Here is a 26,966-nt window from a genome sequence, read left to right on the forward strand (position 1 = left end):
AGTGTAATCCATGAGCGATTCAGTAATTCTTGCACTCGGTATTGCCGCATTCACGGTTATTGTATTAGTGTTAGTGGCGATCATCTTATTTGCGAAATCAAAATTAGTCGATTCTGGTGATATTACTATCGGTATTAATGACGATCCTGAAAAAGCGATCACTTTACCAGCTGGCGGCAAATTACTTGGTGCTTTAGCAAGTAAAGGTATCTTCGTTTCTTCTGCTTGTGGTGGTGGTGGCTCTTGTGGCCAATGTATTGTGAAAGTAAAAAGTGGCGGTGGTGAAATTCTCCCAACTGAGCTTTCTCATATTAATAAACGTGAAGCAAAAGAAGGCTATCGTTTAGCTTGCCAAGTGAATGTAAAAGGCAATATGGACGTTGAACTTCCAGAAGAAATTTTCGGCGTGAAAAAATGGGAATGTACCGTTATTTCTAACGATAACAAAGCCACCTTTATTAAAGAGCTTAAATTAGCGATTCCTGAAGGCGAAGAAGTACCTTTCCGCGCGGGTGGTTATATTCAAATCGAAGCTGATCCACATGTGGTGAACTATAAGGATTTCGATATTCCTGAAGAATACCATGAAGACTGGGATAAATATGATTTATGGCGTTATGTCTCTAAAGTGGACGAGCATATTATTCGTGCTTACTCAATGGCTTCATACCCAGAAGAGAAAGGCATCATTATGCTTAACGTACGTATTGCAACGCCTCCGCCACGTCAACCAGATGCACCTCCTGGTCAAATGTCTTCTTACATTTGGTCATTAAAACCAGGTGATAAAGTTACTATTTCTGGTCCATTTGGGGAATTCTTTGCGAAAGAAACTGATGCAGAAATGGTATTTATCGGTGGTGGTGCGGGTATGGCGCCAATGCGTTCTCATATTTTTGACCAGTTAAAACGTCTTCATTCTAAACGTAAAATGTCATTCTGGTATGGTGCACGTTCTAAACGTGAAATTTTCTATCAAGAAGATTTTGACCAATTACAAGCTGAAAATCCAAACTTTGTATGGTATGTTGCATTATCGGACGCATTGCCTGAAGATAATTGGACTGGCTATACAGGCTTTATTCACAATGTACTTTATGAAAACTACTTGAAAAATCATGAAGCACCAGAAGATTGTGAATACTATATGTGTGGACCTCCAGTGATGAATGCAGCTGTAATTAAAATGTTGAAGGATCTTGGTGTTGAAGATGAAAACATTTTATTAGATGATTTTGGTGGTTGATTTTAGTTAATCAATTCATCATAAAAACTGACCGCACTTTGTGATGAAGTGCGGTCAAAATTTAAGGTGTTTTTAGAAAATTATCTATGATTACAGGTAAGTTTTGTTGAGTTTGCCAGTAATTCACAGATGTAGGAAATCCAGATGAAAAAATTAATAAGCGGTATCGTGGCGGTGGCAATGGCATTAAGTCTTGCAGCCTGTCAAAAAGAAACAAAAGTTATCTCATTAAGTGGTAAAACAATGGGAACAACTTATCATGTTAAATACCTTGATGAAGGCTCAATGAACGCAACATCTGAAAAGACGCATGAAGAAATTGAAGCTATCTTAAAAGATGTGAACGCGAAAATGTCCACTTACAAAAAAGATTCGGAACTGAGTCGTTTCAATCAAAATACCCAAGTGAATACACCGATTGAGATTTCAGCAGATTTTGCCAAAGTATTGGCCGAAGCGATTCGTTTAAATAAAGTGACTGAAGGTGCATTGGATGTAACTGTTGGCCCAGTTGTGAATTTATGGGGATTTGGCCCTGAAAAACGTCCAGAAAAACAACCTACACCAGAACAATTAGCTGAGCGCCAAGCTTGGGTTGGTATTGATAAAATTGCCCTCGATATGAGTGGTGCAAAACCGACATTAAGCAAAGCACTTCCTCAAGTTTATGTCGATTTGTCCTCGATTGCTAAAGGCTTTGGCGTTGATCAGGTCGCTGAAAAGTTAGAACAACTAAATGCTCAGAATTACATGGTTGAAATCGGCGGTGAAATTCGTGTGAAAGGAAAAAATATTGAAGGCAAACCTTGGCAGATCGCAATTGAAAAACCAACTACAACAGGTGAAAGAGCGGTTGAAGCTGTCATTGGATTAGACAATATGGGAATGGCAAGTTCTGGCGATTATCGTATTTACTTTGAAGAAAATGGTAAACGCTTTGCTCATGAAATTGATCCGAAAACAGGTTATCCAATTCAGCATCATTTAGCCTCAATTACGGTACTTGCACCAACCTCAATGACTGCAGATGGCTTATCAACAGGGTTATTTGTGCTGGGTGAAGACAAGGCGTTAGAAGTGGCAGAGAAAAATAATCTTGCTGTTTACTTAATCATTAAAACAGATAATGGTTTTGTCACAAAATCATCCTCTGCTTTCAAAAAATTAACAGAAACAAAAGAATAGTTATGCAAACTTTATTTTTTACTTTAATCGCTTTCGTCGCAATTATATTGTTGATGTCTATCGGATTTATTATCAAAAAACAAAGTTTAAAAGGCAGCTGCGGTGGTTTATCTACCCTTGGTATTGCTAAAGCTTGTGATTGTGATAAACCGTGTGACACGCTTCAATCAAAATTAGATGCGGGCGATGAACAAGCGAAAGCTGAATATGAGCAAAAATTCGCGAAAAAAGATGATGATTCGCAATTTTATGAAGTGAAATAACTTGCTCAAAAATGACCGCACTTTATGTGCAAAATAAACTTAACGGCAAAATTATTTTGCCGTTTTCTCATTCAATTACCAATGTGCTTCGCCTTAACCGAAGTTACGGGAGAATTATGTTAATTTCAAATACTTATAATCAACACTTTCCTCAATTGACGCAAGAGCAGCTTGCGAGAAATGCGACAAAAAAAGTCATTTGTGGTATGTCTGGTGGAGTGGATTCTTCTGTGTCAGCGTTTATTCTTCAACAGCAAGGCTATCAGGTGGAAGGCCTGTTTATGAAAAACTGGGAAGAAGATGATGATACGGATTACTGTACTGCCGCTGCTGATCTTGCAGATGCTCAGGCTGTATGTGATAAATTGGGTATCAAACTACATAAAATTAATTTTGCTGCAGAATATTGGGATAATGTCTTTGAGCATTTTCTAACTGAATATAAAGCAGGGCGCACGCCGAACCCAGATATTCTGTGTAATAAAGAAATTAAATTTAAAGCATTTTTAGAATATGCCGCTGAAGATCTTGGTGCCCATTACATTGCAACAGGGCATTATGTACGTAGAGCTGGTGATGATGAAAATGCAAAATTATTACGTGGTCTAGACGCCAATAAAGATCAAAGTTATTTTCTTTATACCTTAAGCCATAAACAAGTGGGACAAAGTTTATTCCCCGTTGGTGAAATTGAGAAACCCATTGTTCGCGCTATTGCTGAAGATCTTGGCTTAATTACGGCAAAGAAAAAAGACTCTACCGGTATTTGTTTTATTGGTGAGCGTAAATTTAAGGATTTCTTAGCTCGTTACTTACCGGCTCAACCTGGTGATATTCGTACTGTTGAGGGTAAAATTATTGGTCGCCATGATGGTTTGATGTATCACACGTTGGGACAGCGTAAAGGATTAGGCATTGGTGGTTTAAAAAATGCGGGTGATGAGGCTTGGTATGTGGTAGATAAGGATGTGGAAAATAATGAACTTATTGTCGCTCAGGGGCATGACCATCCTCGTTTATTTTCAAAAGGTTTGATTGCTAGCCAATTACATTGGGTTGATCGCGAACCAATTCGAGAGTCATTACGTTGCACGGTGAAAACGCGTTATCGCCAACAAGATATTCCTTGTGTGATTGAACCTATTGATGATGAAACTATTCGAGTGATTTTCGATGAACCTCAATCAGCCGTCACACCAGGACAATCTGCTGTATTTTACCTTGGTGAAGTTTGTTTGGGCGGTGGTATTATCGAAGAAAGAATATAAAACAAAGATACTAAAAGCGCATTTTATGCGCTTTTAGACTATTTATTCAAACCAAATGACACTTGCCATTCGGCCCGTTTGGTTGTCACGGCGATAAGAGAAGAACAATTCTTTTTCATTGAATGTACAGTGATTTCCACCATAAATTTTCGTAATGCCTAGATTGTTTAATCGTTGAGTCGCGATTTTATAAAGATTACCTAGGTATTTACCTTCTTCTATTGCATCAGGTTGAAAGGCGAGTTTGGCTTTTTCATCTACCGCAACAAACTGTTTTACAACATCAATGCCAACTTGAAATGCTGTTGGGCCAATTGCAGGACCAAACCACGCGATAATATCTTCAGGTTTGGTCTGAAAGCATTTGACAGTTTCTTCTAATACGCCATCGCATAAACCACGCCAGCCAGCATGTGCTGAGGCCACTTCATTTCCAGATGCTGTAGTAAATAGAACGGGCAAACAGTCTGCAGTCATAACAGCACAAACTTGATGAGGAACATTTGTATAAACTGCATCCGCTTCAATATTTTGTCCTGAATAAGGTAATTGCATCACTCGAGTACTGTGTGTTTGAGTTAGAAATATAGGTGTTTGTGGCAAACCAAATTTTTCTACTAATAAAGTGCGGTTAGTTTTTACCGCACTTTTGTTATCACCGACATGATCGCCTAAGTTGAAACTAAAATAAGGCGTCGAGCTCACGCCCCCTTCACGAGTGGTGGTAAAGGCATGAATATTCTTTGGAACGTTCCAATTTGGGTTAATCACTTGCATATTAATAATCTAACTCATCTTGATGTTCGAGATAGTCGGCTTTGAGTGCATTAAGCAATTCAACGAAATCATCAGGCAATGGTGCATACCATTCCATCATTTCACCTGTAATGGGATGAGCTAAGCGTAACATGACCGCATGTAAAGCTTGGCGTTTGAAATTACGCAATACTTCCATAAAGTTTTCACTCGCATTTTTTGGTGGACGAGGGCGTCCGCCATAGGTCTGATCGCCTAGTAATGGATGGGCAATATGTGCCATATGAACACGGATTTGATGCGTACGACCCGTTTCTAAACGTAAACGTAAACGGGTGTAGTTACGGTAATTCTCCATAATACGATAATGGGTGACAGCTGGTTTTCCCATTGGATGAACCGCCATTAAAGTACGTTTGGTTGCATGACGAGCCATAGGTTGATCGACTGTGCCACCTTTCGTCATAATGCCTGATGCTACTGCTTCATATTCACGCGTAATTTTGCGTTTTTGTAAGTCGCGTACTAACTTAGTTTGTGCTGGAATAGTTTTCGCAACAACCATTAGGCCTGTCGTATCTTTATCTAACCGATGCACAATTCCTGCTCGCGGTACTTCTGCAATCGGCGGATAATGATAGAGTAGCGCATTAAGCACGGTTCCATTTGGATTGCCAGCACCAGGGTGTACGACAAGATCTTTGGGCTTGTTAATCACAATAATGTCGTCATCTTCATACACGATATTCAATGGAATATTTTCTGGTTCAAAACGTGTCTCATCTTCCACTTCTACGGTGATTTCTATTTTTTCTCCTCCGAGCACTTTCTCACGCGGAATATTGGCAATGCGATCATTAAGTTTTACGAGATCGGCTTCAATCCACGTTTTTAATCGGGAGCGAGAATATTCAGGGAACAACTCTGCAAGTGTTTGGTCTAAACGCTGTCCCATTTGTTCTGGCTGCACTTCAGCCGAAAGGGTAATTTGTGGCATAAATAGCTCTCAAAAATTTTAAAAGTTGGCTTATTGATTAATGTTCTATACAATAGCAGACAATTGTATCTTATTTATTGATTTTCGTAAAAATTAAGGAAAAAACAATGCGTAAAATAAAATCTTTGGCATTGCTTGCCGTGGCAGCATTGGTTGTTGGATGTTCAAGTGGTTCAAAAGATGTGGAGCAAGCATCAGTAAATGAGTTGTACACTAAAGGTGTTACATCATTACAAGAAGGCGGTTATTCTGAAGCTATTCGTTATTTAAAAGCAGCGACTGAACGTTTTCCTGGTAGTATTTATCAAGAACAGGCGATGCTAGATTTAATTTATGCAAACTATAAAGCGCAAGATTATACGCAAGTATTATTGACGGTAGATAGCTTTTTACATCAATTCCCACAAAGTCCTAACCAAGACTATGCAGTCTATATGGCTGGGTTAACCAATGCCGCAACAGGTGATAATTTCATTCAAGATTTCTTTGGAATTGATCGTGCGACACGTGAAACCACTTCTATGCGTACTGCTTTTTCTAATTTCCAAAATTTAGTTCGTGTATTCCCTAATAGCCCTTATGCTCAAGATGCTTTAGCGCGTATGGCTTATATTAAAGATGCGCTTGCTCGTCATGAGTTAGATATTGCAAAATTCTATGCAAAACGTGATGCTTGGGTTGCAGTGTCAAACCGTGTAGTTGGAATGTTGAAACAATATCCTGATGCTAAAGCAACTTATGAAGGTTTATCTTTGATGAAAGAAGCGTATGAAAAAATGGGGTTAACAGCATTAGCCAATGATACCCAAAAGATTATTGATGCGAATAAAGATAAAACCTTTGCACCAATTGAAAAACCAGATGAGCCAGAATTAAAAGTTCCGACTGTTAAATAGTCATAGGATATGAATAAAAAGCCCGAATAATTTCGGGCTTTTTGCTATATATTATCCTCGATGTGCATTTTTCATAATGCGATCTTTTGTTACTTTCCATTCACGCTCTTTAATATCATCGCGTTTATCATGTTGTTTTTTACCTTTGGCTAAACCAATTTTGACTTTTGCCCATGCACTTTTCCAGTAAAGAGAAAGCGCTACGATGGTAAAACCGTCTCGGTTTGCTTTGCCAAATAGGGATGCTAATTCGCGTTTATTTAATAATAACTTACGAGTGCGAGTTGGATCACAAACAATATGCGTTGATGCAACATTTAATGGCTGAATGCTTGCACCGAATAAAAAGGCTTCTCCATTTTTAAAAATGACATAACTATCACTAATGTTTGCCTTGCCTGCTCGCATGGATTTGACTTCCCAGCCTTGTAGTTCAAGACCTGCTTCAATTTCATCTTCTATAAAGTAATCATGTCTCGCACGTTTATTCAGTGCGATAGTATTTGATCCTGGTTTTACTTTTTTCTTTGTCATAATTTTTATACCTTATTTTTCTTGGCGCATTTTATCGGATATCTATTTTTATAGCAAAAAAGATCATCTAGGGAGAACTGACAGTCGCGTTTATTTTCAAACTTTAAAAGTGAAATGATTTATAGAAAATTCAAGAAAAAATCACCGCACTTTTGTAAGAAAAAACAGACACATTGCTGTGTCTGTTTAAGTGAGATAAAAAAGATGAATTAAGTTTTGGTGATTTATATAAAGTGAATAAACGATTATTCCAAACGTTTTGCCACTTTAAGCCAATCAGCCTTAAATTCACGATGCATATTATTAATTGCATCAATAATATCATGGTGAACAAGTTGTTCATTTTGGATGCCTACGCAGTAGCCACCTTTACCTTGTAGCAATAAATCTACCGCGTATGCGCCCATACGTGAAGCAAGAATACGGTCAAATGCACAAGGAGAACCGCCACGTTGAATATGCCCTAAAACAGTTGCACGAGTTTCGTGCCCAACGCGAGCTTCAATTTCTTTTGCGAGAGAATGAACATCGGTTAAAAGTTCAGTGATTGCAATGATTGCATGGCGTTTACCACGAATAATGCTACGTTCAATTTGTTGAATTAATTCTTCTCGATTAAATTCAATTTCTGATGCGACGATATATTCACAACCGCCAGCGATGCCTGCAGAAATTGTTAAGTCACTACAATGGCGCCCCATAATTTCAACGATGGAAATACGTTGGTGTGAGCTTGATGTATCGCGTAAACGGTCGATAGCATCGACTGCAGTTTGTAATGCGGTTTGATAGCCGATGGTATAGTCAGTACCTGCAACATCATTATCAATCGTGCCAGGTAAGCCAACACAAGGGAAACCATGTTCTTCGGTTAACAATTTTGCGCCCATATAAGAACCGTCACCGCCGATAACCACAAGTGCATCAATGCAGTGAGAACGTAAAATTTCTGCGCACTTCGCACGAACATTGGGATCCTTAAATTCAGGAAAGCGTGCAGAACCTAAGAAAGTACCGCCACGATTAATCACATCTGATACGCTGTAGCGGTTTAGTTGTTTGATTTTATTGTTGTATAAGCCCTGGTAACCATCATAGATACCAAATACTTCTAATCCTTCTGCAAGTGCAGAACGTACTACGCCACGAATTGCGGCATTCATACCTGGCGCATCACCACCACTTGTTAAAACTGCAATTTTTTTAATCATATTTACCTACTTTTAACCGTAATTGGAAACTGGCATAAGATTACATCATTAGAGGTATCTGCTCTAGTAAAATCTGATGAGATTTTGATCCGGCATAATTTTTTACATTATTTCTGACAGAATAGTTGCCACTTCAAATCTTGTAAGTGCTTTCTTTCTATATCCACAACGTATTTTTGCAAATGTTGTTGCACTTTATTGACGGATAAATGTTTAGAAAGTGTTGGTTGCTGTACTTTTTGTGAATATTGATACTGAACAAAGCCACATTGTGGTAATTGTCGTCCTTTCATCACATTGACTTGCCAAGATGGATTTTCCTTTGTTGGCGAATAGATGACATATCCATTTAATTCATTTGGATTCGTCGAATTTTCTGGAATAGCATCGAAATGGAAATCTTTTACGCCTGTATTACGATAAATGCGTTCTCTTAATGCGATCCGCTCTTTAATTGAACGCGCTGGTTGATTGCGATCAAAGAGAATTTCAATTTCAGATTGCCAATTTTCTAGCGTATCTGGCTTAGCGATATAAACATAGCGAGCAATGGTTTCTAAATCTTGGCTGCCGGTAAGGGCATAATTTTTACCATTGTGCTCTAACTGCGTAGGAACATTTAATTGAGTCAGTTTAGTTGCACAGCCAGAGAGTATAAGTGCGGTCAATATAACAAAAATTTTATTCATTGATATCTCGCTTAAATACAAATTCGGTTTCAGTGGATGATGCTGAATCAAACCAATAACCACCTAAATCAAATTCTTTTAATTGTTCAATGTTGGTTAAACGATTTTGAATAAGATAACGGCACATTAAGCCTCGAGCTTTTTTAGCATAAAAGCTGATTACTTTGTATTTTCCATTTTTATTGTCTAAGAAAACAGGCTTGATTATCTTGGCTTTAAGTTGGTTTTCTTTAACAGATTTATAATATTCATCAGAGGCTAAATTTATCAGAACATTATCACCTTGTTCATCTATAGCTTGTTGAACCGCTTGGGTAATCACATTTCCCCAAAAGGCATACAGATCTTTTCCTTTCGGATTGGCTAATTTTGTGCCCATTTCTAATCGGTAAGGTTGCATTAAATCAAGTGGTTTTAAAAGTCCATAAAGGCCAGAAAGCATACGTAAATGGGATTGCGCAAAAAGGACATCATCTTCCGAAAGTGAGTCTGCATCTAAACCAGTATAAACATCGCCTTTAAATGCAAATAATGCAGCGCGGGAATTGTTTTCATTGTGAAATTTTGTCCATTCTGCAAAGCGTGCGGCATTTAGACCGGCTAACTTATCGCTGATAGACATAAGCGATGAAAGATCTTGCGGAGAAAGTTTACGACAAACCTCAATAAGTTGTTCGCTGTAATCAGTAAAGTGCGGTTGAGAAACAGGAAAATTTTTTACCGCACTTTCAAAGTCAAGGGTTTTTGCAGGGGAGATAATGGCTAACATAATCGTCCTTTTATGAAAAAAGAATGGGCGTATATTAGCATAAAAATTTACACTAAACGCGTTTATATAGCCCATTTTCACTCATGATGAGATCTTGCAATTCAAGATCGAGCAGCTGAACAAGTAAAACATCTACACTCAAGTTAAATTCTTCAGCTAAATCATCAATGCTCACAGGCGTGTAACCGATACGCGAGTAAAGTTTCGGGTGACTTGGTGCTTCTACTAATCGCCGAGGATCGGGTGGAGGCGTGTAATTAGGCACAGCGATCTGGTCAAAATCGATTTCAGTTTGGCTATGGATAGAATGTTGGTAGAGAGTTTCCAAAATATCCTTTGCATTTTCCACCAACATTGCGCCTTGTTTGATGAGGCGATTACAACCTTGGCTAAATTCACTTTGAATATTGCCTGGCACAGCAAAAACCTCTCGGTTTTGTTCCAATGCATACCGAGCGGTAATCAGAGAGCCGCTTTTTTCTGTGGCTTCCACCACTAATGTCCCGACTGAAAGCCCGCTAATAATTCTATTACGACGAGGGAAATTTGTCGCAATAGGTGCTTGGTTTGGTAAAAACTCAGAAACTAATGTACCGTTGTTTTGCAAAATGAGCTCTGAAAGTTTGCGATGCTTTACGGGATAAATTTGTTCTAATCCGCTTCCTAAAACTGCAATGGTTTGTCCTTGAATATCAACAACTGCTTGATGGCAATGCCCATCTATTCCCAATGCGAGTCCACTGGTAATCGTAAAGCCAGCCAATGAAAGTTCCGTAGCAAAATATTTAGCCCAATATTCACCATAAGCCGTGCAGTAGCGACTTCCCACCATCGCAATTTGACGTTGTGAAAGTGCGGTCAAATTTCCTTTTACAAATAGCAGAGGAGGAAAGCTTGCTATCTGTTTCAATAGAAAGGGATAAAAGGGGGAAAAAGAATTTACCAAATGATTCCCCTCTTTTTGAGACCACTCTAGCGCAGGCTCAATAAATTTTGCTTCAGGCTTGAACCAACGACGAATTTGAATGGCTCCCCATCCCATTTGTCGGAAAGCAACATCATCATAATTGAGCAACTCATCTAGCGTAATATTGGATAAAATTTTATCAATGCCAACTCCGCCAAGTTTAGGGACTTGCATTAGGCGGAGTAGTGTGTAGGTAATATCTTGCATGCTTTTTCCTTTTTGATTTGAAAATTTAGTATGGAAAAAACGAGTGAAAGAAACGATTAACTTGAAAGCATTTTACGATGTAGATCGCAAAAATTCTTTTTGATGAGTAAAAAATTGCAAAATTTTTCTTATTTTGAAAATGTAAAAAATTCAATAATAAAAATTCGCTGATTGCAATTGATTTGGTTGAATATTCTTTTTATTTTAGATTTGTTAGTTAAATGTATATTTCATATTGTATATTAATGATTATTTTTGATATAAAACGCTAAAAAATAGTTTGACAGTCAGTTTTTTATTCGTAATATGGAAAACGTTTTACACAGAAGGATTTTTATTTATGTATCATATTGTTTCTTTATCTCTCAACCTGCTGCTCTCACATTCGGTGTGCGGCTAAGTTGTGGATGAAAAACAGTCAGATGTAAATACCCAATTTTAAACCCGCACTTTATAAGTTGCGGGTTTTTTGTCTAAAAAATACAGGAAAATGCACCGCACTTTTGGAGTGATTTCAGAAGGATATTTAGTAAGGACATTGTTATGACAGATCGCGTTATTATTTTTGATACCACCTTGCGTGATGGGGAACAGGCGTTAAAAGCAAGTTTGACGGTAAAAGAAAAGTTGCAGATTGCTTTATCACTTGAACGCTTAGGCGTGGATGTAATGGAAGTGGGGTTCCCCGTTTCTTCTCAAGGGGATTTTGAGTCTGTTCAAACCATTGCGCGCCATATTAAAAACGCTCGTGTTGCCGCGTTATCTCGAGCCGTAGATAAAGACATTGATGCCGCATACGAAGCATTGAAAGTTGCTGAAGCATTCCGTATTCATACTTTTATTGCAAGTTCTGCATTGCATGTTGAAGCGAAATTAAAACGTTCTTTTGATGATGTGGTAGGAATGGCCGTTGCAGCAGTGAAACGAGCACGTAATTATACGGATGATGTTGAGTTCTCTTGCGAAGATGCCGGCCGTACCGGTATCGACAATATCTGCCGTATTGTTGAAGCCGCAATTAATGCGGGTGCAACTACGGTAAATATTCCCGATACGGTAGGTTTCTGCTTACCAAATGAATATGGCAACATTATTGCTCAAGTGCGCAATCGTGTACCGAATATCGATAAAGCAGTGATTTCTGTGCATTGCCACAATGACTTAGGCATGGCAACCGCTAATTCTTTAACAGCAGTACAAAATGGTGCGCGCCAAATTGAATGTACCATTAATGGAATTGGTGAACGTGCGGGCAATACCTCTCTTGAAGAAGTGGTCATGGCAATGAAAGTGCGTCAGGATTTTATGGGCGTGGATACTCGTATTAATACCCAAGAAATTCATCGTGTGAGCCAAATGGTCAGCCAGCTTTGCAATATGCCGATTCAACCGAATAAAGCCATTGTGGGTTCAAATGCTTTTGCGCACTCTTCTGGCATCCATCAAGATGGTATGTTGAAAAACAAAAATACCTACGAAATCATGTCTCCAGAAACGATCGGTTTGAAAAAAGAAAAATTGAATTTAACCGCACGTTCAGGTCGCGCAGCGGTAAAAGGTCATATGACGGATATGGGCTATAACGAACAAGATTACGATTTGGATAAATTGTATGACGCGTTCTTAAAATTGGCGGATAAAAAAGGTCAAGTGTTTGATTATGACTTGGAAGCATTGGCGTTTATTGATATGCAACAGGGCGATGAAGATCGTTTGGTATTAGATAAACTTTCTGCACACTCAACGAAAGAATATCCAGCCACAGCCTTTGTTCAATTGAAGTTAGATGGCGAAAAATTAAGTACGTCTTCAATTGGCGGTAATGGCCCAGTGGATGCGGTTTATAATGCCATCTTAAATTTAACGGGTTTAGAAATCAAAATGTCTCACTATAACTTAACCGCTAAAGGCGAGGGCGCAGAAGCATTAGGGCAAGTGGATATTGTGGTGGAACATGAAGGCCGTAAATTCCATGGTGTTGGTTTAGCAACAGATATTGTTGAATCTTCCGCGTTAGCGTTAGTGCATGCGATTAATGCCATTTATCGCGCACATAAAGTGGCAGACATTAAAAGCCACAAACATCATTAACCCAATTCCTCTCTTTACAAAAGAGAGGAGAAAATATGAAGAAAATTAACCGCACTTTAGTGTGAAAAAATAGGAAAAACAATATGCAATCATACAACATCGCAGTTCTACCAGGAGACGGTATCGGCCCGGAAGTGATGGCTGAAGCTATTAAAGTGTTAAACAAAGTCCAAGAAAAATTCGGTTTTAAACTTAACTTCAATGAGTTTTATGTGGGCGGTGCTGCAATTGATCATTGTGGTTGCCCATTACCACCCGAAACCTTAAAAGGTTGTGATGATGCTGACGCGATTTTGTTTGGTTCTGTGGGTGGTCCGAAATGGACAAATTTACCACCAGATCAACAACCAGAACGTGGTGCATTATTACCATTGCGTAAACATTTCAAATTATTCTGCAATCTTCGTCCTGCAACCCTTTATAAAGGACTCGAAAAATTCTGTCCATTACGTGCAGATATTGCGGCAAAAGGATTTGATATGGTGGTTGTACGAGAATTAACGGGTGGGATTTATTTCGGTCAGCCTAAAGGCCGTGAAGGTGAAGGTGCACAAACCAAAGCATTCGATACCGAAGTTTATTACAAATATGAAATCGAACGCATTGCGCGTGCGGCTTTTGATGCGGCAATGAAACGTCGTAAACACGTCACTTCTGTGGATAAAGCCAACGTATTACAAGCTTCAATCTTATGGCGTGAAACCGTGACCGAAGTGGCAAAAGACTATCCTGAAGTGACTTTAGAGCATATCTATATCGATAACGCCACAATGCAATTAATCAAAGCACCAGAATCTTTTGATGTTTTACTTTGCTCTAACATTTTCGGCGATATTATTTCTGATGAAGCAGCGATGATCACAGGTTCTATGGGAATGTTACCATCTGCCAGCCTCAACGAAGAAGGTTTCGGCTTATATGAGCCTGCTGGCGGTTCTGCACCAGATATTGCAGGCAAAGGCATTGCTAACCCAATCGCACAAATTCTTTCTGCCGCGATGATGTTGCGTTATAGCTTCAACTTAAATGATGCGGCAGATGCGATTGAAAATGCTGTGCAAAAAGTCTTAGCAAGCGGTCACCGTACGGGAGATTTAGCTGATGATTCCGCGCCTGTTTCAACTGCGGAAATGGGTACATTAATTGCTAACGCAATCTAATAAAAAAACAATGAAGGTGCGGTTTAAAAATACCTCGGATTTTGACCGCACTTACTCTAACAAAAGCCTCTAACGAATTGAGAAAAATTATGGCAAAAACTCTTTACGAAAAATTATTCGATTCCCACGTGGTGTACGAAGCGGAAGGCGAAACGCCGATTTTGTATATTAACCGTCATTTAATCCATGAAGTGACCAGTCCGCAAGCTTTTGACGGTTTACGTGTCGCAGGCCGTCAAGTACGTCAAGTAAGTAAAACTTACGGCACTATGGATCACAGTATTTCTACCCAAGTACGCGATGTGAACAAACTTGAAGGCCAAGCAAAAATTCAAGTATTGGAACTTGCAAAAAACACGAAAGCGACCGGTATTCAATTATTCGACATGACCACGAAAGAACAAGGTATCGTGCATGTGATGGGACCGGAACAAGGCTTAACTTTGCCAGGTATGACAATTGTCTGTGGTGACTCCCATACCGCTACCCACGGTGCATTCGGTGCCTTGGCATTTGGTATCGGTACCTCCGAAGTAGAACACGTTTTAGCCACACAAACCTTAAAACAGGCCCGTGCAAAAAGCATGAAAATTGAAGTGCGAGGCAAAGTGGCGCCGGGCATTACCGCCAAAGACATTATTCTTGCCATTATCGGTAAAACCACTATGGCAGGCGGCACAGGCCATGTGGTGGAGTTCTGTGGTGAGGCTATTCGCGATCTTTCCATGGAAGGCAGAATGACGGTGTGCAACATGGCAATCGAAATGGGCGCGAAAGCTGGCTTAATCGCACCAGATGAAACCACTTTCGAATACTTAAAAGGCCGTCCACATGCCCCGAAAGGGAAAGATTGGGATGATGCAGTTGCTTATTGGAAAACCTTAAAATCCGATGATGATGCGAAATTTGACACGGTCATCACATTAGAAGCGAAAGATATTGCGCCACAGGTAACTTGGGGAACAAACCCAGGCCAAGTAATCGGTATCGATCAGCCAGTGCCAAACCCAGCAGAAATGACCGATCCCGTGACTCGTGCTTCAGCAGAAAAAGCCTTGAATTATATTGGCTTAGACGCTAACACTGATTTAAAAGATATCCCTGTAGATCAAGTATTTATCGGTTCTTGTACCAATGCTCGTATCGAAGATTTACGTGCGGCAGCGGCTGTCATGAAAGGCCGCAAAAAAGCCGATAACGTAAAACGTATTTTAGTGGTACCAGGCTCCGGTTTAGTGAAAGAACAAGCGGAAAAAGAAGGTTTGGATAAAATCTTTATCGAAGCGGGTGCAGAATGGCGTAATCCGGGCTGTTCCATGTGCTTAGGGATGAACGATGACCGTTTAGGCGAATGGGAACGTTGTGCCTCTACTTCGAACCGTAACTTTGAAGGTCGCCAAGGCCGTAATGGTCGCACTCACCTAGTAAGCCCTGCCATGGCGGCAGCTGCCGGCATGTTCGGTAAATTCGTTGATATTCGTGACATCACATTAAACTAAGGAGCAGAAAATGGTAGGATTTAAACAACTTTCAGGCTTAGTAGTGCCATTGGATGCGGCAAACGTGGATACGGATGCGATTATTCCAAAACAATTTTTACAAGCCATTACCCGCGTGGGTTTCGGCAAACACTTATTCCACGAATGGCGTTATTTGGATGTAGAAGGCACTAAACCAAATCCAGATTTCGTATTGAATTATCCACAATATCAAGGTGCGACCATTTTATTAGCACGTAAAAACCTTGGCTGTGGTTCGTCTCGTGAACATGCACCTTGGGCGTTAGCTGATTACGGTTTCAAAGTGATGATCGCACCAAGTTTTGCAGATATTTTCTATAACAACAGCTTAAACAACCACATGTTACCGATTCGTTTAAGCGAAGAAGAAGTAGAGGAAATCTTTCAATGGGTGTGGGCAAATGAAGGCAAACAAATCCATGTGGATTTGGAAGCGATGACCGTCACTGTAGGTGACAAAGTCTATCACTTTGAACTGGATGAATTCCGCCGCCATTGTTTGTTAAACGGCTTGGATAACATCGGCTTAACCCTCCAACATGAAGACAAAATCTCAGAATACGAGAAAAACATTCCAGCGTTCTTGCGCTAAAAAAGATAAAAGTGCGGTGATTTTTATTTAACCCTAAAAGTTAGACTATTAAATTAAGGACTGAGTTCTATCCTCCATGGGGCTTAGTCCTTTTAGTTTACACTGAGTACGCTCATGATTGTAATAATGAATGCACTCATGAATTATTTTTCTAGTTGATCAAAAGTATCAAATTGTTTTCCATTGTAGTCTTCCTTTTTTACTGCCCAAAGAAGCTCTCCGCCACCGTATTATCTAAACAATTTCTTTTTCTCGACATACTTTGTTGAATACCGTTTTTCAATAGGATTTATTGATAACCTCTCATTTGATATTACCTTCTTTGGTTGCGCTACAGTGCAATAAAATCTGTCCAATTATTGAATAATGGCTTTTCACTTCAGATATTGCTTGATTTAATGGGGGGATTATTCAGTATTTTCTTTTATCATTTGAAAGAACAAATCGATAAAGATAAGACGATATCACAACAAATTATACGGATTATCGTGATAATCATGAATGTTACGTTTATCCTCTTATTACTCTAGCTCTAAGTCTTCCTCAACATCAATCATAAGAAAGTCCAACGTATGATAAATATATTGGACATTAAGGAGAATTCGACGATTTAATATTTGTTCGGGCGGTTGAAAATATGTTTAGATGAGAAAACAATTTTTACTATGTTGAAGATAAAAATCCTTCACTTGTTGTTTGAAAGATAAGATATTTAGTTAATAAAAAAATCTGCACCTTAGTGAGTTGGTTATTTAGTCCAACTTTAGGAGCAGATTATTTGTCCTATTTATAATTTTGTCAAAGCATACATTATTGACGGTAATCCGACAAAAATCTTGCTAATTTTGTAATGGCTTCTTCAAGTTGATTTACATAAGGAAGAGTAACAACACGGAAGTGATCTGGCGAATGCCAATTAAATCCTTTACCGTGCACTAGTAGCACTTTTTCTTGGCGGAGTAAATCCAGCACCATTTTTTCATCACTGTGAATATTGAATTTTTTCACATCAATTTTTGGGAACATATACATCGCACCCATTGGTTTCACGCAAGTAATGCCTGGAATTTGAGTGATGAGATCGTAGGCTTTATTGCGTTGCTCAAGTAATCGGCCGCCTGGTAAAATAAATTCATTAATACTTTGATAGCCACCAAGTGCGGTTTGAATTGCATGTTGCATTGGTACGTTAGCACATAAGCGCATTGATGCCAGCATATCCAAGCCTTCAATATAACCTTTCGCATTATGTTTTGGGCCGTTTAAAATCATCCAACCTTGACGGAATCCCGCAACTCGATAAGCTTTTGATAAACCATTCAACGTAACCGTTAATAAATCAGGAGCAAGCGCGGCAATGTGATGATGTACCGAGCCATCGTATAAAATTTTGTCGTAGATTTCGTCAGCGAAGATAATCAAATTATTTTGGCGAGCGATTTCTACAATTTCTTGTAATAATTCTTTGCTATACACAGCGCCAGTTGGATTGTTTGGATTGATGATAACAATGGCTTTAGTTTTCGCATTCACTTTCGCTTTAATATCATCAATAGCGGGGAACCAATTTGCTTCTTCATCACAAAGGTAATGAACAGCCTTGCCGCCAGAAAGTGTTACCGCAGCAGTCCAAAGCGGATAATCAGGCATCGGCACAAGTACTTCATCACCATCATTGAGTAATGCTTGCATGGCCATTGTGATAAGCTCAGATACGCCATTACCAATATACACATCATTGACTGTCGCACCGTGAATACCTTTTGATTGATAATATTGAACAATGGCTTTACGAGCAGAATATAACCCTTTTGAATCACAGTAGCCTTGAGCTGACGGCAAATTACGTAATACATCAACCAAAATTTCATCGGGTGCTTCAAAGCCGAAAGGTGCGGGGTTGCCGATATTAAGTTTTAAAATTTTATTGCCTTCTTCTTCTAAGCGTAGTGCTTCTTTATGCACAGGCCCGCGAATGTCATAACATACGTGTTCTAATTTGTCGGATTTTGGGAATAATCGCATAGTGAAATCCTTTTGTTTCTAATAAATTTTTCGAGAAAAGTGCGGTTAATTTACGCTGAATTTTCAATATTGAAAAGATTTTGTAAAAAAATTTTTTGTCATTAACAATCTGCGGTAGAATACGGCTAATTTTTTGTGTATTTAAAACAAAATCTAATGAGTTATTTAGCGCAGGCAATAGGCGAGTTAAAATCGCAAATTCACGCATATTTACAGCAATCAACGAATGAACTTGTCCGTTTTCAGGTGAAACTGGACAAGGTCGATTTGTTGGCGTGGCTGAAAGGTCAATCTGCGTATCCACAATTTTATTTACATTTTCGTGATGAAGCAAAATCCTTGGCTGCCTTTGGGTCAGCTCAGTCATTTTCACAGTTAAATTTAGCGCAAGAGTTTATTGAAGAAAGTGGTTTCCCATTGGTAGGCGGTTTGCAATTTCAAGGCACTGCACAATTTGTATTACCTAAAATGCTTGTTGAACAGGATGAGAAAGGTGCATTGGTATCATTTTTTGTGAAAGATAAGCAAAGTGCGAATGATACTTTAGTCCACCTCAAAACTTTTGAAAATATCACCGCACTTTCTGCTTTGCCAAAACAGATTCCTTTGCATACAGAGCCTCGAGCTAACGAAAGAACTTGGTGTGATTGGGTAAATCAGGCTTTGGTAGAAATTAAAAGTGGGGAACTGACAAAAATTGTATTAGCCAATGAAACCACTTTTCATTTAAAGCAAGTGATTAATGCGTACGATTTTTTAGCAGAAAGCGAAAAACAAAATCAAGGTTGTTATCATTTTTTATGGGCTGAACATCCTCATTCGATTTTTGTTGGTTCTACACCAGAACGCCTATTTGCTCGTGAGTATAACTTGTTGCTAACCGAAGCTTTGGCGGGGACAGCATCGGTTTCTGAAAGCGAAGAAGAGACGCAATCTCAAGCTAATTGGTTGTTAAATGACGAGAAAAATTTAAAAGAAAATTGGTTGGTTGTAGAAGATATTTCGCAGAATTTACGTAAGCAAGTAGAAAGTTTTGATGTAAGCAATGTGGAATTGAAACCGTTACGTAAAGTGCAACATTTGATTCGTAAAATTCGTGCAAATTTGACCGCACATTATGCAGATGTAAATATATTAAAAGCGATTCATCCTACAGCTGCGGTATCGGGTTTGCCACAGCAACAAGCCAAGATGATTTTGTCAGAAATTGAAACCTTTGATCGAGGCTGGTATGCGGGAACATTGGGCGTGATGAGCGATGCATGTTCAGAGTTTTGTGTAGCGATTCGTTCTGCCTTTATTGAAGGTCATCGTATTCGTGTATTTGCTGGCGCGGGCATTGTGGCAGGCTCGCAGCCATTGGAAGAATGGAAAGAAATTGAACGTAAAGCAGCAGGGTTAATTTCCTTGTTTGCAGAAGAAAAATGATAACGGAGAAAAAAATGTCGGTAAGCGTGTTTAATCGTTGTTGGTCGAAAGTGATTTTAGAAACCTTGGTGCGCCAAGGCGTTTCTCACGTTTGTATCGCGCCAGGTTCGCGTTCGACACCTTTAACTCTTGAAGCCGTACGTTTGCAAAATGCGGGTTCAGTCACTTGTCATACACATTTTGATGAACGCGGTTTAGGTTTTTTTGCACTTGGTATTGCCAAAGCAACTCAATCACCTGTTGCCATTATTGTGACATCAGGCACGGCGACTGCAAACCTTTATCCTGCCATTATTGAAGCACGCCAAACGGGTGTGAATTTATTTGTTTTAACTGCTGATCGTCCACCAGAACTTTGGGAGTGCGGTGCAAATCAGGCCATTTTGCAGCAAAATATGTTTGGTCAGTATCCAGTTGCAAATGTTAATTTACCTAAACCGAACGCAGATTATTCTGCGCAGTGGTTGATTTCTTTACTTGAACAGGCTGCCTTTCAACAAAAAACACAAGGTGGCGTTGTTCATATTAATGTGCCATTTGCCGAGCCACTTTATGATGCAACTGATGAGGAAGTAGATTCTCACCCTTGGCTGCTGTCGTTACAGCGCTGGTTAATTCAAACTAAGCCTTGGATGAATGTGGAAGCGCAACAGAACGAAGTATTAATGCATGAGAACTGGGATCATTGGCGTACCAAACGTGGTGTCGTTGTGGTTGGTCAATTACCTGCAGAACAAGCGATGGGCATTAACTCTTGGGCAAGTGCCATGGGCTGGGTGTTACTGACGGATATTCAATCTGGTGTTGTTCCAACGACGCCTTATGAAGATATTTGGCTCGCAAACCAAACTGTTCGTGAAAAACTTCTGCAAGCTGATATTGTGATTCAATTTGGTGCACGCTTTATCAGTAAACGAATTAATCAATTCTTACAGGCGTTTAAAGGTGAATTTTGGTTGGTTGAACAAAGCGGCAAAGCATTAGATCCTTACCATCATTCATTGACAAGATTCAACGCTAAAGCACATCATTGGTTGCGTGCGCATCCACCTTTACGCCAAAAGCCTTGGTTGCTTGAGCCGTTAGCTTTATCTAAGTTCTGTGCGACCTTTATTGAACAGCAAGTAGGTGGAAATTTAACGGAAGCCTCGCTTGCATTACGTTTACCAACACTTTTACCTTATAACGGTGTTTTATTTTTAGGTAATAGTTTACTTGTTCGTCTGGTTGATGCGCTAACGCAATTACCAGAAAGCTATCCTGTTTATACCAATCGTGGCGCGAGTGGAATTGATGGTTTGTTGGCTACTGCTGCGGGAATAGGTATTGGTTCAAATAAACCTGTTGTTGCGGTGATTGGCGATACGTCCACTTTATATGATCTAAATTCTTTCGCATTATTCAAAAACGTTATGCAACCAACGGTAATCTTTGTGATCAATAATAATGGTGGTGCGATTTTTGATATGTTACCTGTGGATGAACAAGTCAAAGATCAGTTCTATCGATTACCGCATAATGGCGATTTTTCTCAAATCGCGGCAATGTTCGATCTCAAATACGCTCATCCTTATACTTGGGCGGATCTCAATTCCGTTATTAAACAGGCTTATAGTCGTCGCAAGGCAACGTTAATTGAAATTAAAACGAATCCGAGTGATGGCAGCAGTTTGTATAAACGCTTAATCGAGCAAATTAGTCACGCAGTAATTGGTGCTTAAGTATTCTGTAGGCGGGCTTTAGTCCGCCATATTTTATTATTTTCTATCAATAATCCCTTCAATGATAAACATCATTTTTCTTCACGGACTTCTTGGTACAAAAAACGATTGGCAAAAAGTCATTGAAAATCTACCGCTCTTTAATTGTATTGCGCTAGATTTACCTTTTCACGGGCAAGCTAAAGATATTGAAGTCACAAATTTTGAAGATACGGCGGAGTATTTGGCTCAGCAAATTAAAAGTGCGGTGAAAAATGAACCGTATTTTCTTGTTGGGTATTCTCTAGGTGGAAGGATTGCTTTGTATTATGCACTGCAAGCTCAGGTGGAACGATCTAATTTGCAAGGTGTTATTTTAGAAGGCGCGAATCTAGGTTTAAAAACTGACGAAGAAAAGCAAATTCGTTTTCAACATGATTTTGCTTGGGCTCAACGTTTTATGCAAGAATCGCCAGAAAATGTATTAAATGATTGGTATCAACAGCCCGTGTTTTCTCATTTAACTGAAGAAGAAAGACTGCAATTAGTTGAAAAACGAAAATCAAATTGCGGTGAAAATATTGGCAAGATGCTGCTGGCGACAAGTCTATCCAAACAACCTGATTTTAGTGAAAAAGTGCGGTTAAGTTCTTTGCCATTTTTTTATTTTTGTGGCGAACGAGATCATAAGTTCCAAGTTTTAGCCAAAGAAAATCAAATTAATTTAGTAACCATTCCTTCCGCTGGGCATAACTCACATTTAGAAAGTTCAGAATATTTCTCTGAAAAAATAGAAAATTGTGTATTAAAAATTGCTAGACCTTAGTTAAAATGCTAGGATTCAATCCTTTCTCTTTATAATAAACTACTAAGGAAACACAATGTCTACACAACTTCGTAATAATCCGATGAAAGTGGCGTTAGCCTCGATGGTCGGTACGGCAATCGAATTTTTTGATTATTATATCTATGCGGCTGCCGCTGTATTAGTTTTCAATACGCAATTCTTCCATAGCGATGATCCGCTTTCTAATGATTTACTTTCTCTTTCTACGCTTGCTTTAGCATTCTTTGCACGTCCAATTGGTTCTGCATTATTCGGTCACTTTGGTGATAAAATTGGTCGTAAAAAAACCTTGGTTGCCTCCCTTGTTTTAATGGGCGGTTCAACAGTAGTAATTGGTTTACTTCCTAACTATGCTCAAATCGGTATCTGGGCGCCAATTTTGCTTTGCGTATGCCGTGTTGGTCAAGGTATTGGACTTGGGGGCGAATGGGGTGGTGCAGCTTTAGTCGCCACAGAAAATGCGCCAGAAGGCAAACGAGCTTGGTACGGTACTTTCCCTCAATTAGGTGCGCCAATCGGCTTATTTGTAGCAAATGCAACATTCTTCTTAGTCAGCTATTTCCTCGGGCAAGATGCTCTTGTGGAATGGGCATGGCGTATTCCGTTTGTATCTTCCGTTTTATTGGTCGCTGTCGGCTTATATGTTCGCTTAACTTTACACGAAAGCCATGTATTTGTGGAAGCGGAGCAAAAAGGGAAAAAATTGAATGCACCAGTGAGTGTTGTTTTTACTAAACACTTAAAACCAATGGTTATTGGCACATTTATCATGGTGGCAACTTATTCTCTGTTTTACATTATGACGGCTTTTGCTCAGGCATATTCTCGAACAGCACCAAAGCTTTCTGAAGCAGGTTATGCGCTTGGCTTAGGTATCCCAGCAAATACATTTACTGGCTTGTTATTAATTAGTGCTATTGTATTTGGTATTTTTATCAGTATTTCTGGTGTTTATGCCGATAAAATTGGTCGCCGTAAATGGTTGATTTGGGTGACGGTGGCTGTTGGTGTGCTCGGTTTAACCATGCCATTCTTCTTAGAAAATGGTACCCCAATGAGCGTATTTGCATTTTTAGTAATTGGTATGGCGATCATGGGGATGACATTTGGTCCAATGGCTGCGCTATTGCCAGAATTATTTCCAACGGAAGTCCGTTATTCAGGCGCATCTCTTGCTTATAATTTAGCATCAATTATTGGTGCAACGATTGCGGCGATGATTTCTTTAAAAATTAATGCATCATTTGGCGTGATGGGCGTAGGTATTTATTTAGCAATCAATGCACTCATGACGCTATTGGCATTATTAGCGTCAAAAGAAACTAAAAACGTAGATTTAACACAAATCTAATTCTATTTAAGAAAAAAGAACGGTGAAAATTTGATCTGCACTCTAAAAGTTGGTCTCAACAACCAACAATTGAGGTGCAGATTTTTTTATGGGTAAACATTACACAATAGAATTTAAATTACAGGCTCTCCACCCTATTTTGAATGGAAAAATGAGTATTAGAGAAGCTGCGCGTTTTTACAATATTCCTTCCAACGCCCTAGTCGGGACGTGGTTAAAAAGGTTTGAAAAAAGTGGCATAAAAGAACTTATTCTCCGTAAACCATCAGGACGACCGCCGATGAAACCCAAATATGCAAAAATGCCACCGCCACCCAAAACTGAAGAAGAGCGTTTACGCCTGAGAATTTTACAGCTTGAAGCCTACCTAAATGAATTGAGAAGGAGCAGATTTCAGGACGAAACCGAGTAAAGGAAATTATCCAAAGGTTAAGAACGCATTACCCATTAAAATGGCTTTTAGGATTTGTACGGTTAGCACGTAGTGCATTTTTTGCTAAACTTCAGATTAAACTGGATAAGGGGGCGCAGCTGAAAAGGCCATTAAACGCATCAAAGCCAATCATCCTGATTATGGCTACCGAAGTGTTCAGCCTGTCTGGCAACGATAAATCACAAGAAAATCCAACTTCTAATGCGGTACTCGGACGCCAAGTGCGGTTAAGAAAACGCAAGAAATTCATGACCTATCGAGGCACAATAGGCCATATTGCCCCGAATCAAAAATGGGTAACGGTAAAGCAAAAGATGGGGCACAAGTCAATGTTAAACATGGCGGGCAAACGCCAGAATAAGGTTGAGAGCTTGATTTAACATTCAGACCAAGGCTGGCAGTATCAGATGAGTGCTTATCGTAGAATACTTGCTGAGCAGGGTATAACTCAATAAAACGAAAGAATAGATAGGTGAATAGGTAAGGGATTACTTGGACTATTATAACCACCGTCGGATCCAACTGAAATTAAAAGGACGGAGTCCGATACGATATCGTTGTCAGTCCTTGAATTAATCGTCCAGATTTTGGGGCAGATCATTTTTTTGACTAAATTTATTTAGCCATTTTTATCTTTAGCGGCTTTATAAAGCTCCATTGCTTCAGGTAATAAACGTTGTAAGTTTTCTTGACGAGACTGATCGCTAGGATGAGTAGAAGCTAACACATCAAGAGCACCTCGAGAACCACCAGACACTTTTGCCATTTTTTGCCACAATCCTGGCGCTACCTGTGGGTTGTATCCAGAACGAGCCATTAACATTAATCCCACTTCATCTGCCTCAGTTTCAGCACTACGAGAATAAGGTTTGTCTAAAGCAAAATCTTTAGTAAGCGAAACCAAATCAGTCACATCTGTCCCAACTGCAATGGATAATGCTGTCCCTCCAATGGCCCCAACAATATTACTAACGGTTCCAAAGTTAGTTTTAGCTTTACCATGCTCTTTTAATGCATGAGCCATTTCATGCCCCATTACCACCGCGATTTCGTTATCATTAAGTTGTAAGGTATCAACTAACCCAGTATAGAACGCCATTTTACCGCCAGGCATAGCCCAAGCATTCAATTCTTTTGACTTAATCACATTAATTTGCCAGTTAAATTGCTGTCCAGTCTCATTAGCCTGGTTTGCATAATTCACCATTTTATGAAACACATGGTGAATTCGTTTTGCGGTATTTGATGAAGTATCAATTGCCCCCTGAGTACGAATTTTTCCCATTTCTTGTGCATAACTACTCGCTGCCTCTCGATTTATAGAAGCCGAATCAGCACAAGCAGTGATAAGTGAACTAGCTAATAGCGTAAAAGCAAAACTTTTAAGTTGTTTTTTCATAAGTGATCCTTTTTTGAACTAACGCAGATTATATGAATTTATTATTTTTTGTCGATATAAATATATTGAACTTTCCTTTTGCACTACTATAATAGTGTAAGTTTATTTTAGGGGCATTTTATGACACAACAAAAATTACCTTCTCTCTTAGGCGGCGCGATGATCATCGCGGGTACAGCTATTGGTGCAGGCATGCTGGCTAACCCAACTTCAACGGCTGGTGTATGGTTTATTGGTTCGATTCTCGCTTTAATTTATACTTGGTTTTGTATGACAACATCAGGATTAATGATCCTAGAAGCTAATCTACATTATCCAACAGGTTCAAGTTTTGACACCATCGTTAAAGATTTATTAGGAAAAAGTTGGAATATTATCAATGGTCTTTCCGTTGCCTTCGTCTTGTATATTCTGACTTATGCCTACATCACCTCTGGCGGAGGCATTACTCAAAATCTGCTCAACCAAGCATTCGGCTCTGCTGAAAGTGCGGTGGATATTGGAAGAACTTCAGGATCTTTAATTTTCTGCCTTATCCTTGCAGCCTTCGTGTGGCTTTCAACCAAAGCTGTGGACCGTTTCACAACCGTGTTAATTGTCGGGATGGTGGTCGCTTTTTTCCTTTCTACTACCGGTTTATTAAGCTCTGTAAAAACAGAAGTTTTATTCAATACCGTTACTGAAGGCGAACAAACATATTTACCTTATTTATTCACCGCACTTCCAGTTTGTTTAGTGTCCTTTGGTTTCCACGGAAATGTGCCTAGCTTAGTAAAATATTACAACCGTGATGGTCGCCGAGTCATGAAATCAATCTTCATCGGTACGGGATTAGCACTCGTAATTTATATTTTATGGCAACTTGCTGTGCAAGGTAATTTACCTCGCAATGAATTTGCTCCGGTAATTGAAAAAGGCGGCGATGTTTCCGCATTACTAGAGGCATTACATAAATATATTGAAGTAGAATACCTTGCCGTCGCATTAAATTTCTTTGCTTATATGGCGATTGCCACATCATTCTTAGGCGTAACTTTAGGCCTATTTGATTATATTGCGGATCTGTTTAAATTTGACGATAGCTTGTTAGGACGAACAAAAACCACATTAGTGACATTTTTACCACCGCTATTGTTAAGTTTACAATTCCCTTATGGCTTTGTGATTGCCATTGGTTATGCGGGATTAGCTGCAACCATTTGGGCTGCAATCGTGCCGGCACTGCTTGTTAAAGCAAGTCGCCAAAAATTCCCAAATGCGACTTATAAAGTGTATGGCAGTAATTTTATGATTGGCTTTGTGATCTTATTCGGTGTGTTAAACATTGTGGCACAAGTCGGCGCAAATTTAGGGTGGTTTGCCAATTTCACAGGATAAGTTTTACTCGATACAATAAAGGTGTATAACTGATTAACTCTCAAAAAGTTAGATT

Annotated in this window: 26 protein-coding genes and 1 pseudogene; 17 read left to right on the plus strand and 10 right to left on the minus strand. The window is 39.3% G+C overall.

The window, feature by feature from the left end:
* Positions 1–10: 10 nt before the first annotated feature.
* The 4 genes from nqrF to mnmA all read left to right on the plus strand — a co-directional run bounded on the left by nqrF (position 11) and on the right by mnmA (position 3,962).
* On the plus strand, positions 11–1,246 hold the full coding sequence (gene nqrF / locus DV428_RS03790) for an NADH:ubiquinone reductase (Na(+)-transporting) subunit F (RefSeq protein WP_114908737.1): 1,236 nt from the start codon (positions 11–13) through the stop codon (positions 1,244–1,246).
* A gap of 144 nt (positions 1,247–1,390) precedes the next feature.
* Entirely contained in the window at positions 1,391–2,431 is a 1,041-nt protein-coding gene (locus tag DV428_RS03795) for an FAD:protein FMN transferase (protein ID WP_114908738.1), read from the plus strand.
* Positions 2,432–2,433: 2 nt separating this feature from the next.
* Positions 2,434–2,694 (plus strand): (Na+)-NQR maturation NqrM, encoded by a 261-nt coding sequence (gene nqrM / locus DV428_RS03800; protein ID WP_005629187.1) that lies wholly within the window; start codon positions 2,434–2,436, stop codon positions 2,692–2,694.
* A gap of 116 nt (positions 2,695–2,810) precedes the next feature.
* Positions 2,811–3,962, plus strand: coding sequence for a tRNA 2-thiouridine(34) synthase MnmA (gene mnmA, locus DV428_RS03805; RefSeq protein ID WP_114909574.1), 1,152 nt, complete (start codon positions 2,811–2,813; stop codon positions 3,960–3,962).
* A gap of 42 nt (positions 3,963–4,004) precedes the next feature.
* Here the strand turns inward: mnmA and pgeF are convergent, their stop codons facing one another.
* The gene (gene pgeF, locus DV428_RS03810) at positions 4,005–4,739 is read right to left on the minus strand and encodes a peptidoglycan editing factor PgeF (RefSeq protein WP_114908739.1); all 735 of its coding nucleotides are present in this window, start codon (positions 4,737–4,739) and stop codon (positions 4,005–4,007) included.
* A gap of 1 nt (position 4,740) precedes the next feature.
* Positions 4,741–5,715: a 23S rRNA pseudouridine(1911/1915/1917) synthase RluD gene (rluD, locus tag DV428_RS03815; protein WP_114908740.1), complete on the minus strand. Its 975-nt coding sequence runs from the start codon at positions 5,713–5,715 to the stop codon at positions 4,741–4,743.
* Between the two features lie 107 nt (positions 5,716–5,822).
* On the opposite strand from rluD, the gene DV428_RS03820 reads away from it, so the two are divergent.
* On the plus strand, positions 5,823–6,611 hold the full coding sequence (locus DV428_RS03820; protein WP_046938737.1) for an outer membrane protein assembly factor BamD: 789 nt from the start codon (positions 5,823–5,825) through the stop codon (positions 6,609–6,611).
* 51 nt (positions 6,612–6,662) lie between these two features.
* Here the strand turns inward: DV428_RS03820 and smpB are convergent, their stop codons facing one another.
* The 5 genes from smpB to dprA form a co-directional block, all read right to left on the minus strand.
* Positions 6,663–7,145: an SsrA-binding protein SmpB gene (gene smpB, locus DV428_RS03825; RefSeq protein ID WP_005633362.1), complete on the minus strand. Its 483-nt coding sequence runs from the start codon at positions 7,143–7,145 to the stop codon at positions 6,663–6,665.
* Between the two features lie 245 nt (positions 7,146–7,390).
* Positions 7,391–8,356 (minus strand): 6-phosphofructokinase, encoded by a 966-nt coding sequence (gene pfkA, locus DV428_RS03830; RefSeq protein ID WP_114908741.1) that lies wholly within the window; start codon positions 8,354–8,356, stop codon positions 7,391–7,393.
* A 107-nt stretch (positions 8,357–8,463) separates the two neighbouring features.
* Positions 8,464–9,045: a hypothetical protein gene (locus DV428_RS03835; protein ID WP_114908742.1), complete on the minus strand. Its 582-nt coding sequence runs from the start codon at positions 9,043–9,045 to the stop codon at positions 8,464–8,466.
* Positions 9,038–9,814, minus strand: a complete 777-nt coding sequence (yaaA, locus tag DV428_RS03840) for a peroxide stress protein YaaA (RefSeq protein WP_114908743.1) — start codon at positions 9,812–9,814, stop codon at positions 9,038–9,040. The genes DV428_RS03835 and yaaA overlap by 8 nt, the downstream gene beginning before the upstream one ends.
* 52 nt (positions 9,815–9,866) lie before the next feature.
* Complete coding sequence (dprA, locus tag DV428_RS03845) at positions 9,867–10,988, minus strand: DNA-processing protein DprA (protein WP_114908744.1); 1,122 nt, start codon at positions 10,986–10,988, stop codon at positions 9,867–9,869.
* Between the two features lie 543 nt (positions 10,989–11,531).
* Here dprA and leuA point away from each other — a divergent pair.
* From leuA to leuD, 4 genes are all read left to right on the plus strand, one after another.
* Positions 11,532–13,079: a 2-isopropylmalate synthase gene (gene leuA, locus DV428_RS03850; RefSeq protein ID WP_114908745.1), complete on the plus strand. Its 1,548-nt coding sequence runs from the start codon at positions 11,532–11,534 to the stop codon at positions 13,077–13,079.
* Between the two features lie 83 nt (positions 13,080–13,162).
* Entirely contained in the window at positions 13,163–14,239 is a 1,077-nt protein-coding gene (leuB, locus tag DV428_RS03855) for a 3-isopropylmalate dehydrogenase (protein WP_114908746.1), read from the plus strand.
* An 89-nt stretch (positions 14,240–14,328) separates the two neighbouring features.
* A complete protein-coding gene (leuC, locus tag DV428_RS03860) occupies positions 14,329–15,738 on the plus strand; it encodes a 3-isopropylmalate dehydratase large subunit (protein WP_114908747.1) in 1,410 nt (469 codons plus the stop codon).
* A 10-nt stretch (positions 15,739–15,748) separates the two neighbouring features.
* Complete coding sequence (leuD, locus tag DV428_RS03865; RefSeq protein WP_065264446.1) at positions 15,749–16,351, plus strand: 3-isopropylmalate dehydratase small subunit; 603 nt, start codon at positions 15,749–15,751, stop codon at positions 16,349–16,351.
* 48 nt (positions 16,352–16,399) lie between these two features.
* Here the strand turns inward: leuD and DV428_RS03870 are convergent.
* Both DV428_RS03870 and DV428_RS03875 read right to left on the minus strand, forming a co-directional pair.
* Positions 16,400–16,664: pseudogene (locus tag DV428_RS03870) on the minus strand (transposase); the annotation flags it as partial.
* A gap of 497 nt (positions 16,665–17,161) precedes the next feature.
* Positions 17,162–18,376, minus strand: coding sequence for a pyridoxal phosphate-dependent aminotransferase (locus DV428_RS03875; protein ID WP_005631251.1), 1,215 nt, complete (start codon positions 18,374–18,376; stop codon positions 17,162–17,164).
* Positions 18,377–18,532: 156 nt separating this feature from the next.
* Here DV428_RS03875 and DV428_RS03885 point away from each other — a divergent pair, with 156 nt between their 5' ends.
* From DV428_RS03885 to DV428_RS09830, 7 genes are all read left to right on the plus strand, one after another.
* A complete protein-coding gene (locus tag DV428_RS03885; protein ID WP_162790769.1) occupies positions 18,533–19,804 on the plus strand; it encodes an isochorismate synthase in 1,272 nt (423 codons plus the stop codon).
* 14 nt (positions 19,805–19,818) lie between these two features.
* Positions 19,819–21,525, plus strand: a complete 1,707-nt coding sequence (menD, locus tag DV428_RS03890; protein ID WP_114908749.1) for a 2-succinyl-5-enolpyruvyl-6-hydroxy-3-cyclohexene-1-carboxylic-acid synthase — start codon at positions 19,819–19,821, stop codon at positions 21,523–21,525.
* 61 nt (positions 21,526–21,586) lie between these two features.
* Positions 21,587–22,330 carry a 2-succinyl-6-hydroxy-2,4-cyclohexadiene-1-carboxylate synthase gene (gene menH, locus DV428_RS03895; protein WP_114908750.1) on the plus strand — a complete coding sequence of 248 codons (744 nt, stop codon included), beginning with the start codon at positions 21,587–21,589 and terminating at the stop codon, positions 22,328–22,330.
* Positions 22,331–22,385: 55 nt separating this feature from the next.
* Positions 22,386–23,702 (plus strand): MFS transporter, encoded by a 1,317-nt coding sequence (locus DV428_RS03900; protein WP_005634220.1) that lies wholly within the window; start codon positions 22,386–22,388, stop codon positions 23,700–23,702.
* A gap of 88 nt (positions 23,703–23,790) precedes the next feature.
* The gene (locus tag DV428_RS03905; RefSeq protein WP_114908751.1) at positions 23,791–24,114 is read left to right on the plus strand and encodes a helix-turn-helix domain-containing protein; all 324 of its coding nucleotides are present in this window, start codon (positions 23,791–23,793) and stop codon (positions 24,112–24,114) included.
* Between the two features lie 161 nt (positions 24,115–24,275).
* Positions 24,276–24,515 (plus strand): hypothetical protein, encoded by a 240-nt coding sequence (locus tag DV428_RS03910; RefSeq protein ID WP_114908752.1) that lies wholly within the window; start codon positions 24,276–24,278, stop codon positions 24,513–24,515.
* A 112-nt stretch (positions 24,516–24,627) separates the two neighbouring features.
* Positions 24,628–24,711, plus strand: a complete 84-nt coding sequence (locus tag DV428_RS09830) for an IS3 family transposase (RefSeq protein WP_114908753.1) — start codon at positions 24,628–24,630, stop codon at positions 24,709–24,711.
* Positions 24,712–24,754: 43 nt separating this feature from the next.
* Here the strand turns inward: DV428_RS09830 and DV428_RS03920 are convergent, their stop codons facing one another.
* Positions 24,755–25,534, minus strand: a complete 780-nt coding sequence (locus tag DV428_RS03920) for a M48 family metallopeptidase (RefSeq protein ID WP_114908754.1) — start codon at positions 25,532–25,534, stop codon at positions 24,755–24,757.
* Between the two features lie 120 nt (positions 25,535–25,654).
* Here DV428_RS03920 and mtr point away from each other — a divergent pair, with 120 nt between their 5' ends.
* On the plus strand, positions 25,655–26,911 hold the full coding sequence (mtr, locus tag DV428_RS03925; RefSeq protein ID WP_114908755.1) for a tryptophan permease: 1,257 nt from the start codon (positions 25,655–25,657) through the stop codon (positions 26,909–26,911).
* Positions 26,912–26,966 lie beyond the last annotated feature (55 nt).

Source organism: Haemophilus haemolyticus, assembly GCF_003352385.1.
GTDB classification, from domain to species: domain Bacteria; phylum Pseudomonadota; class Gammaproteobacteria; order Enterobacterales; family Pasteurellaceae; genus Haemophilus; species Haemophilus haemolyticus_I.

What these genes read in the sequence shown, in the direction of transcription:
- nqrM (WP_005629187.1), top strand. Translation starts at nt 2,434, where the DNA reads ATGCAAACTTTATTTTTTACTTTAATCGCTTTCGTCGCAATTATATTG.
- DV428_RS03905 (WP_114908751.1), top strand. Translation starts at nt 23,791, where the DNA reads ATGGGTAAACATTACACAATAGAATTTAAATTACAGGCTCTCCACCCT.
- DV428_RS03885 (WP_162790769.1), top strand. Translation starts at nt 18,533, where the DNA reads ATGAGTTATTTAGCGCAGGCAATAGGCGAGTTAAAATCGCAAATTCAC.
- leuB (WP_114908746.1), top strand. Translation starts at nt 13,163, where the DNA reads ATGCAATCATACAACATCGCAGTTCTACCAGGAGACGGTATCGGCCCG.
- pgeF (WP_114908739.1), bottom strand. Translation starts at nt 4,739, where the DNA reads ATGCAAGTGATTAACCCAAATTGGAACGTTCCAAAGAATATTCATGCC.
- pfkA (WP_114908741.1), bottom strand. Translation starts at nt 8,356, where the DNA reads ATGATTAAAAAAATTGCAGTTTTAACAAGTGGTGGTGATGCGCCAGGT.
- DV428_RS03900 (WP_005634220.1), top strand. Translation starts at nt 22,386, where the DNA reads ATGTCTACACAACTTCGTAATAATCCGATGAAAGTGGCGTTAGCCTCG.
- leuA (WP_114908745.1), top strand. Translation starts at nt 11,532, where the DNA reads ATGACAGATCGCGTTATTATTTTTGATACCACCTTGCGTGATGGGGAA.
- menD (WP_114908749.1), top strand. Translation starts at nt 19,819, where the DNA reads ATGTCGGTAAGCGTGTTTAATCGTTGTTGGTCGAAAGTGATTTTAGAA.
- mtr (WP_114908755.1), top strand. Translation starts at nt 25,655, where the DNA reads ATGACACAACAAAAATTACCTTCTCTCTTAGGCGGCGCGATGATCATC.
- dprA (WP_114908744.1), bottom strand. Translation starts at nt 10,988, where the DNA reads ATGCAAGATATTACCTACACACTACTCCGCCTAATGCAAGTCCCTAAA.
- DV428_RS03920 (WP_114908754.1), bottom strand. Translation starts at nt 25,534, where the DNA reads ATGAAAAAACAACTTAAAAGTTTTGCTTTTACGCTATTAGCTAGTTCA.
- DV428_RS03875 (WP_005631251.1), bottom strand. Translation starts at nt 18,376, where the DNA reads ATGCGATTATTCCCAAAATCCGACAAATTAGAACACGTATGTTATGAC.
- DV428_RS03820 (WP_046938737.1), top strand. Translation starts at nt 5,823, where the DNA reads ATGCGTAAAATAAAATCTTTGGCATTGCTTGCCGTGGCAGCATTGGTT.
- DV428_RS03795 (WP_114908738.1), top strand. Translation starts at nt 1,391, where the DNA reads ATGAAAAAATTAATAAGCGGTATCGTGGCGGTGGCAATGGCATTAAGT.
- rluD (WP_114908740.1), bottom strand. Translation starts at nt 5,715, where the DNA reads ATGCCACAAATTACCCTTTCGGCTGAAGTGCAGCCAGAACAAATGGGA.
- menH (WP_114908750.1), top strand. Translation starts at nt 21,587, where the DNA reads ATGATAAACATCATTTTTCTTCACGGACTTCTTGGTACAAAAAACGAT.
- yaaA (WP_114908743.1), bottom strand. Translation starts at nt 9,814, where the DNA reads ATGTTAGCCATTATCTCCCCTGCAAAAACCCTTGACTTTGAAAGTGCG.
- nqrF (WP_114908737.1), top strand. Translation starts at nt 11, where the DNA reads ATGAGCGATTCAGTAATTCTTGCACTCGGTATTGCCGCATTCACGGTT.
- mnmA (WP_114909574.1), top strand. Translation starts at nt 2,811, where the DNA reads ATGTTAATTTCAAATACTTATAATCAACACTTTCCTCAATTGACGCAA.
- DV428_RS03835 (WP_114908742.1), bottom strand. Translation starts at nt 9,045, where the DNA reads ATGAATAAAATTTTTGTTATATTGACCGCACTTATACTCTCTGGCTGT.
- leuC (WP_114908747.1), top strand. Translation starts at nt 14,329, where the DNA reads ATGGCAAAAACTCTTTACGAAAAATTATTCGATTCCCACGTGGTGTAC.
- DV428_RS03910 (WP_114908752.1), top strand. Translation starts at nt 24,276, where the DNA reads ATGGCTACCGAAGTGTTCAGCCTGTCTGGCAACGATAAATCACAAGAA.
- leuD (WP_065264446.1), top strand. Translation starts at nt 15,749, where the DNA reads ATGGTAGGATTTAAACAACTTTCAGGCTTAGTAGTGCCATTGGATGCG.
- smpB (WP_005633362.1), bottom strand. Translation starts at nt 7,145, where the DNA reads ATGACAAAGAAAAAAGTAAAACCAGGATCAAATACTATCGCACTGAAT.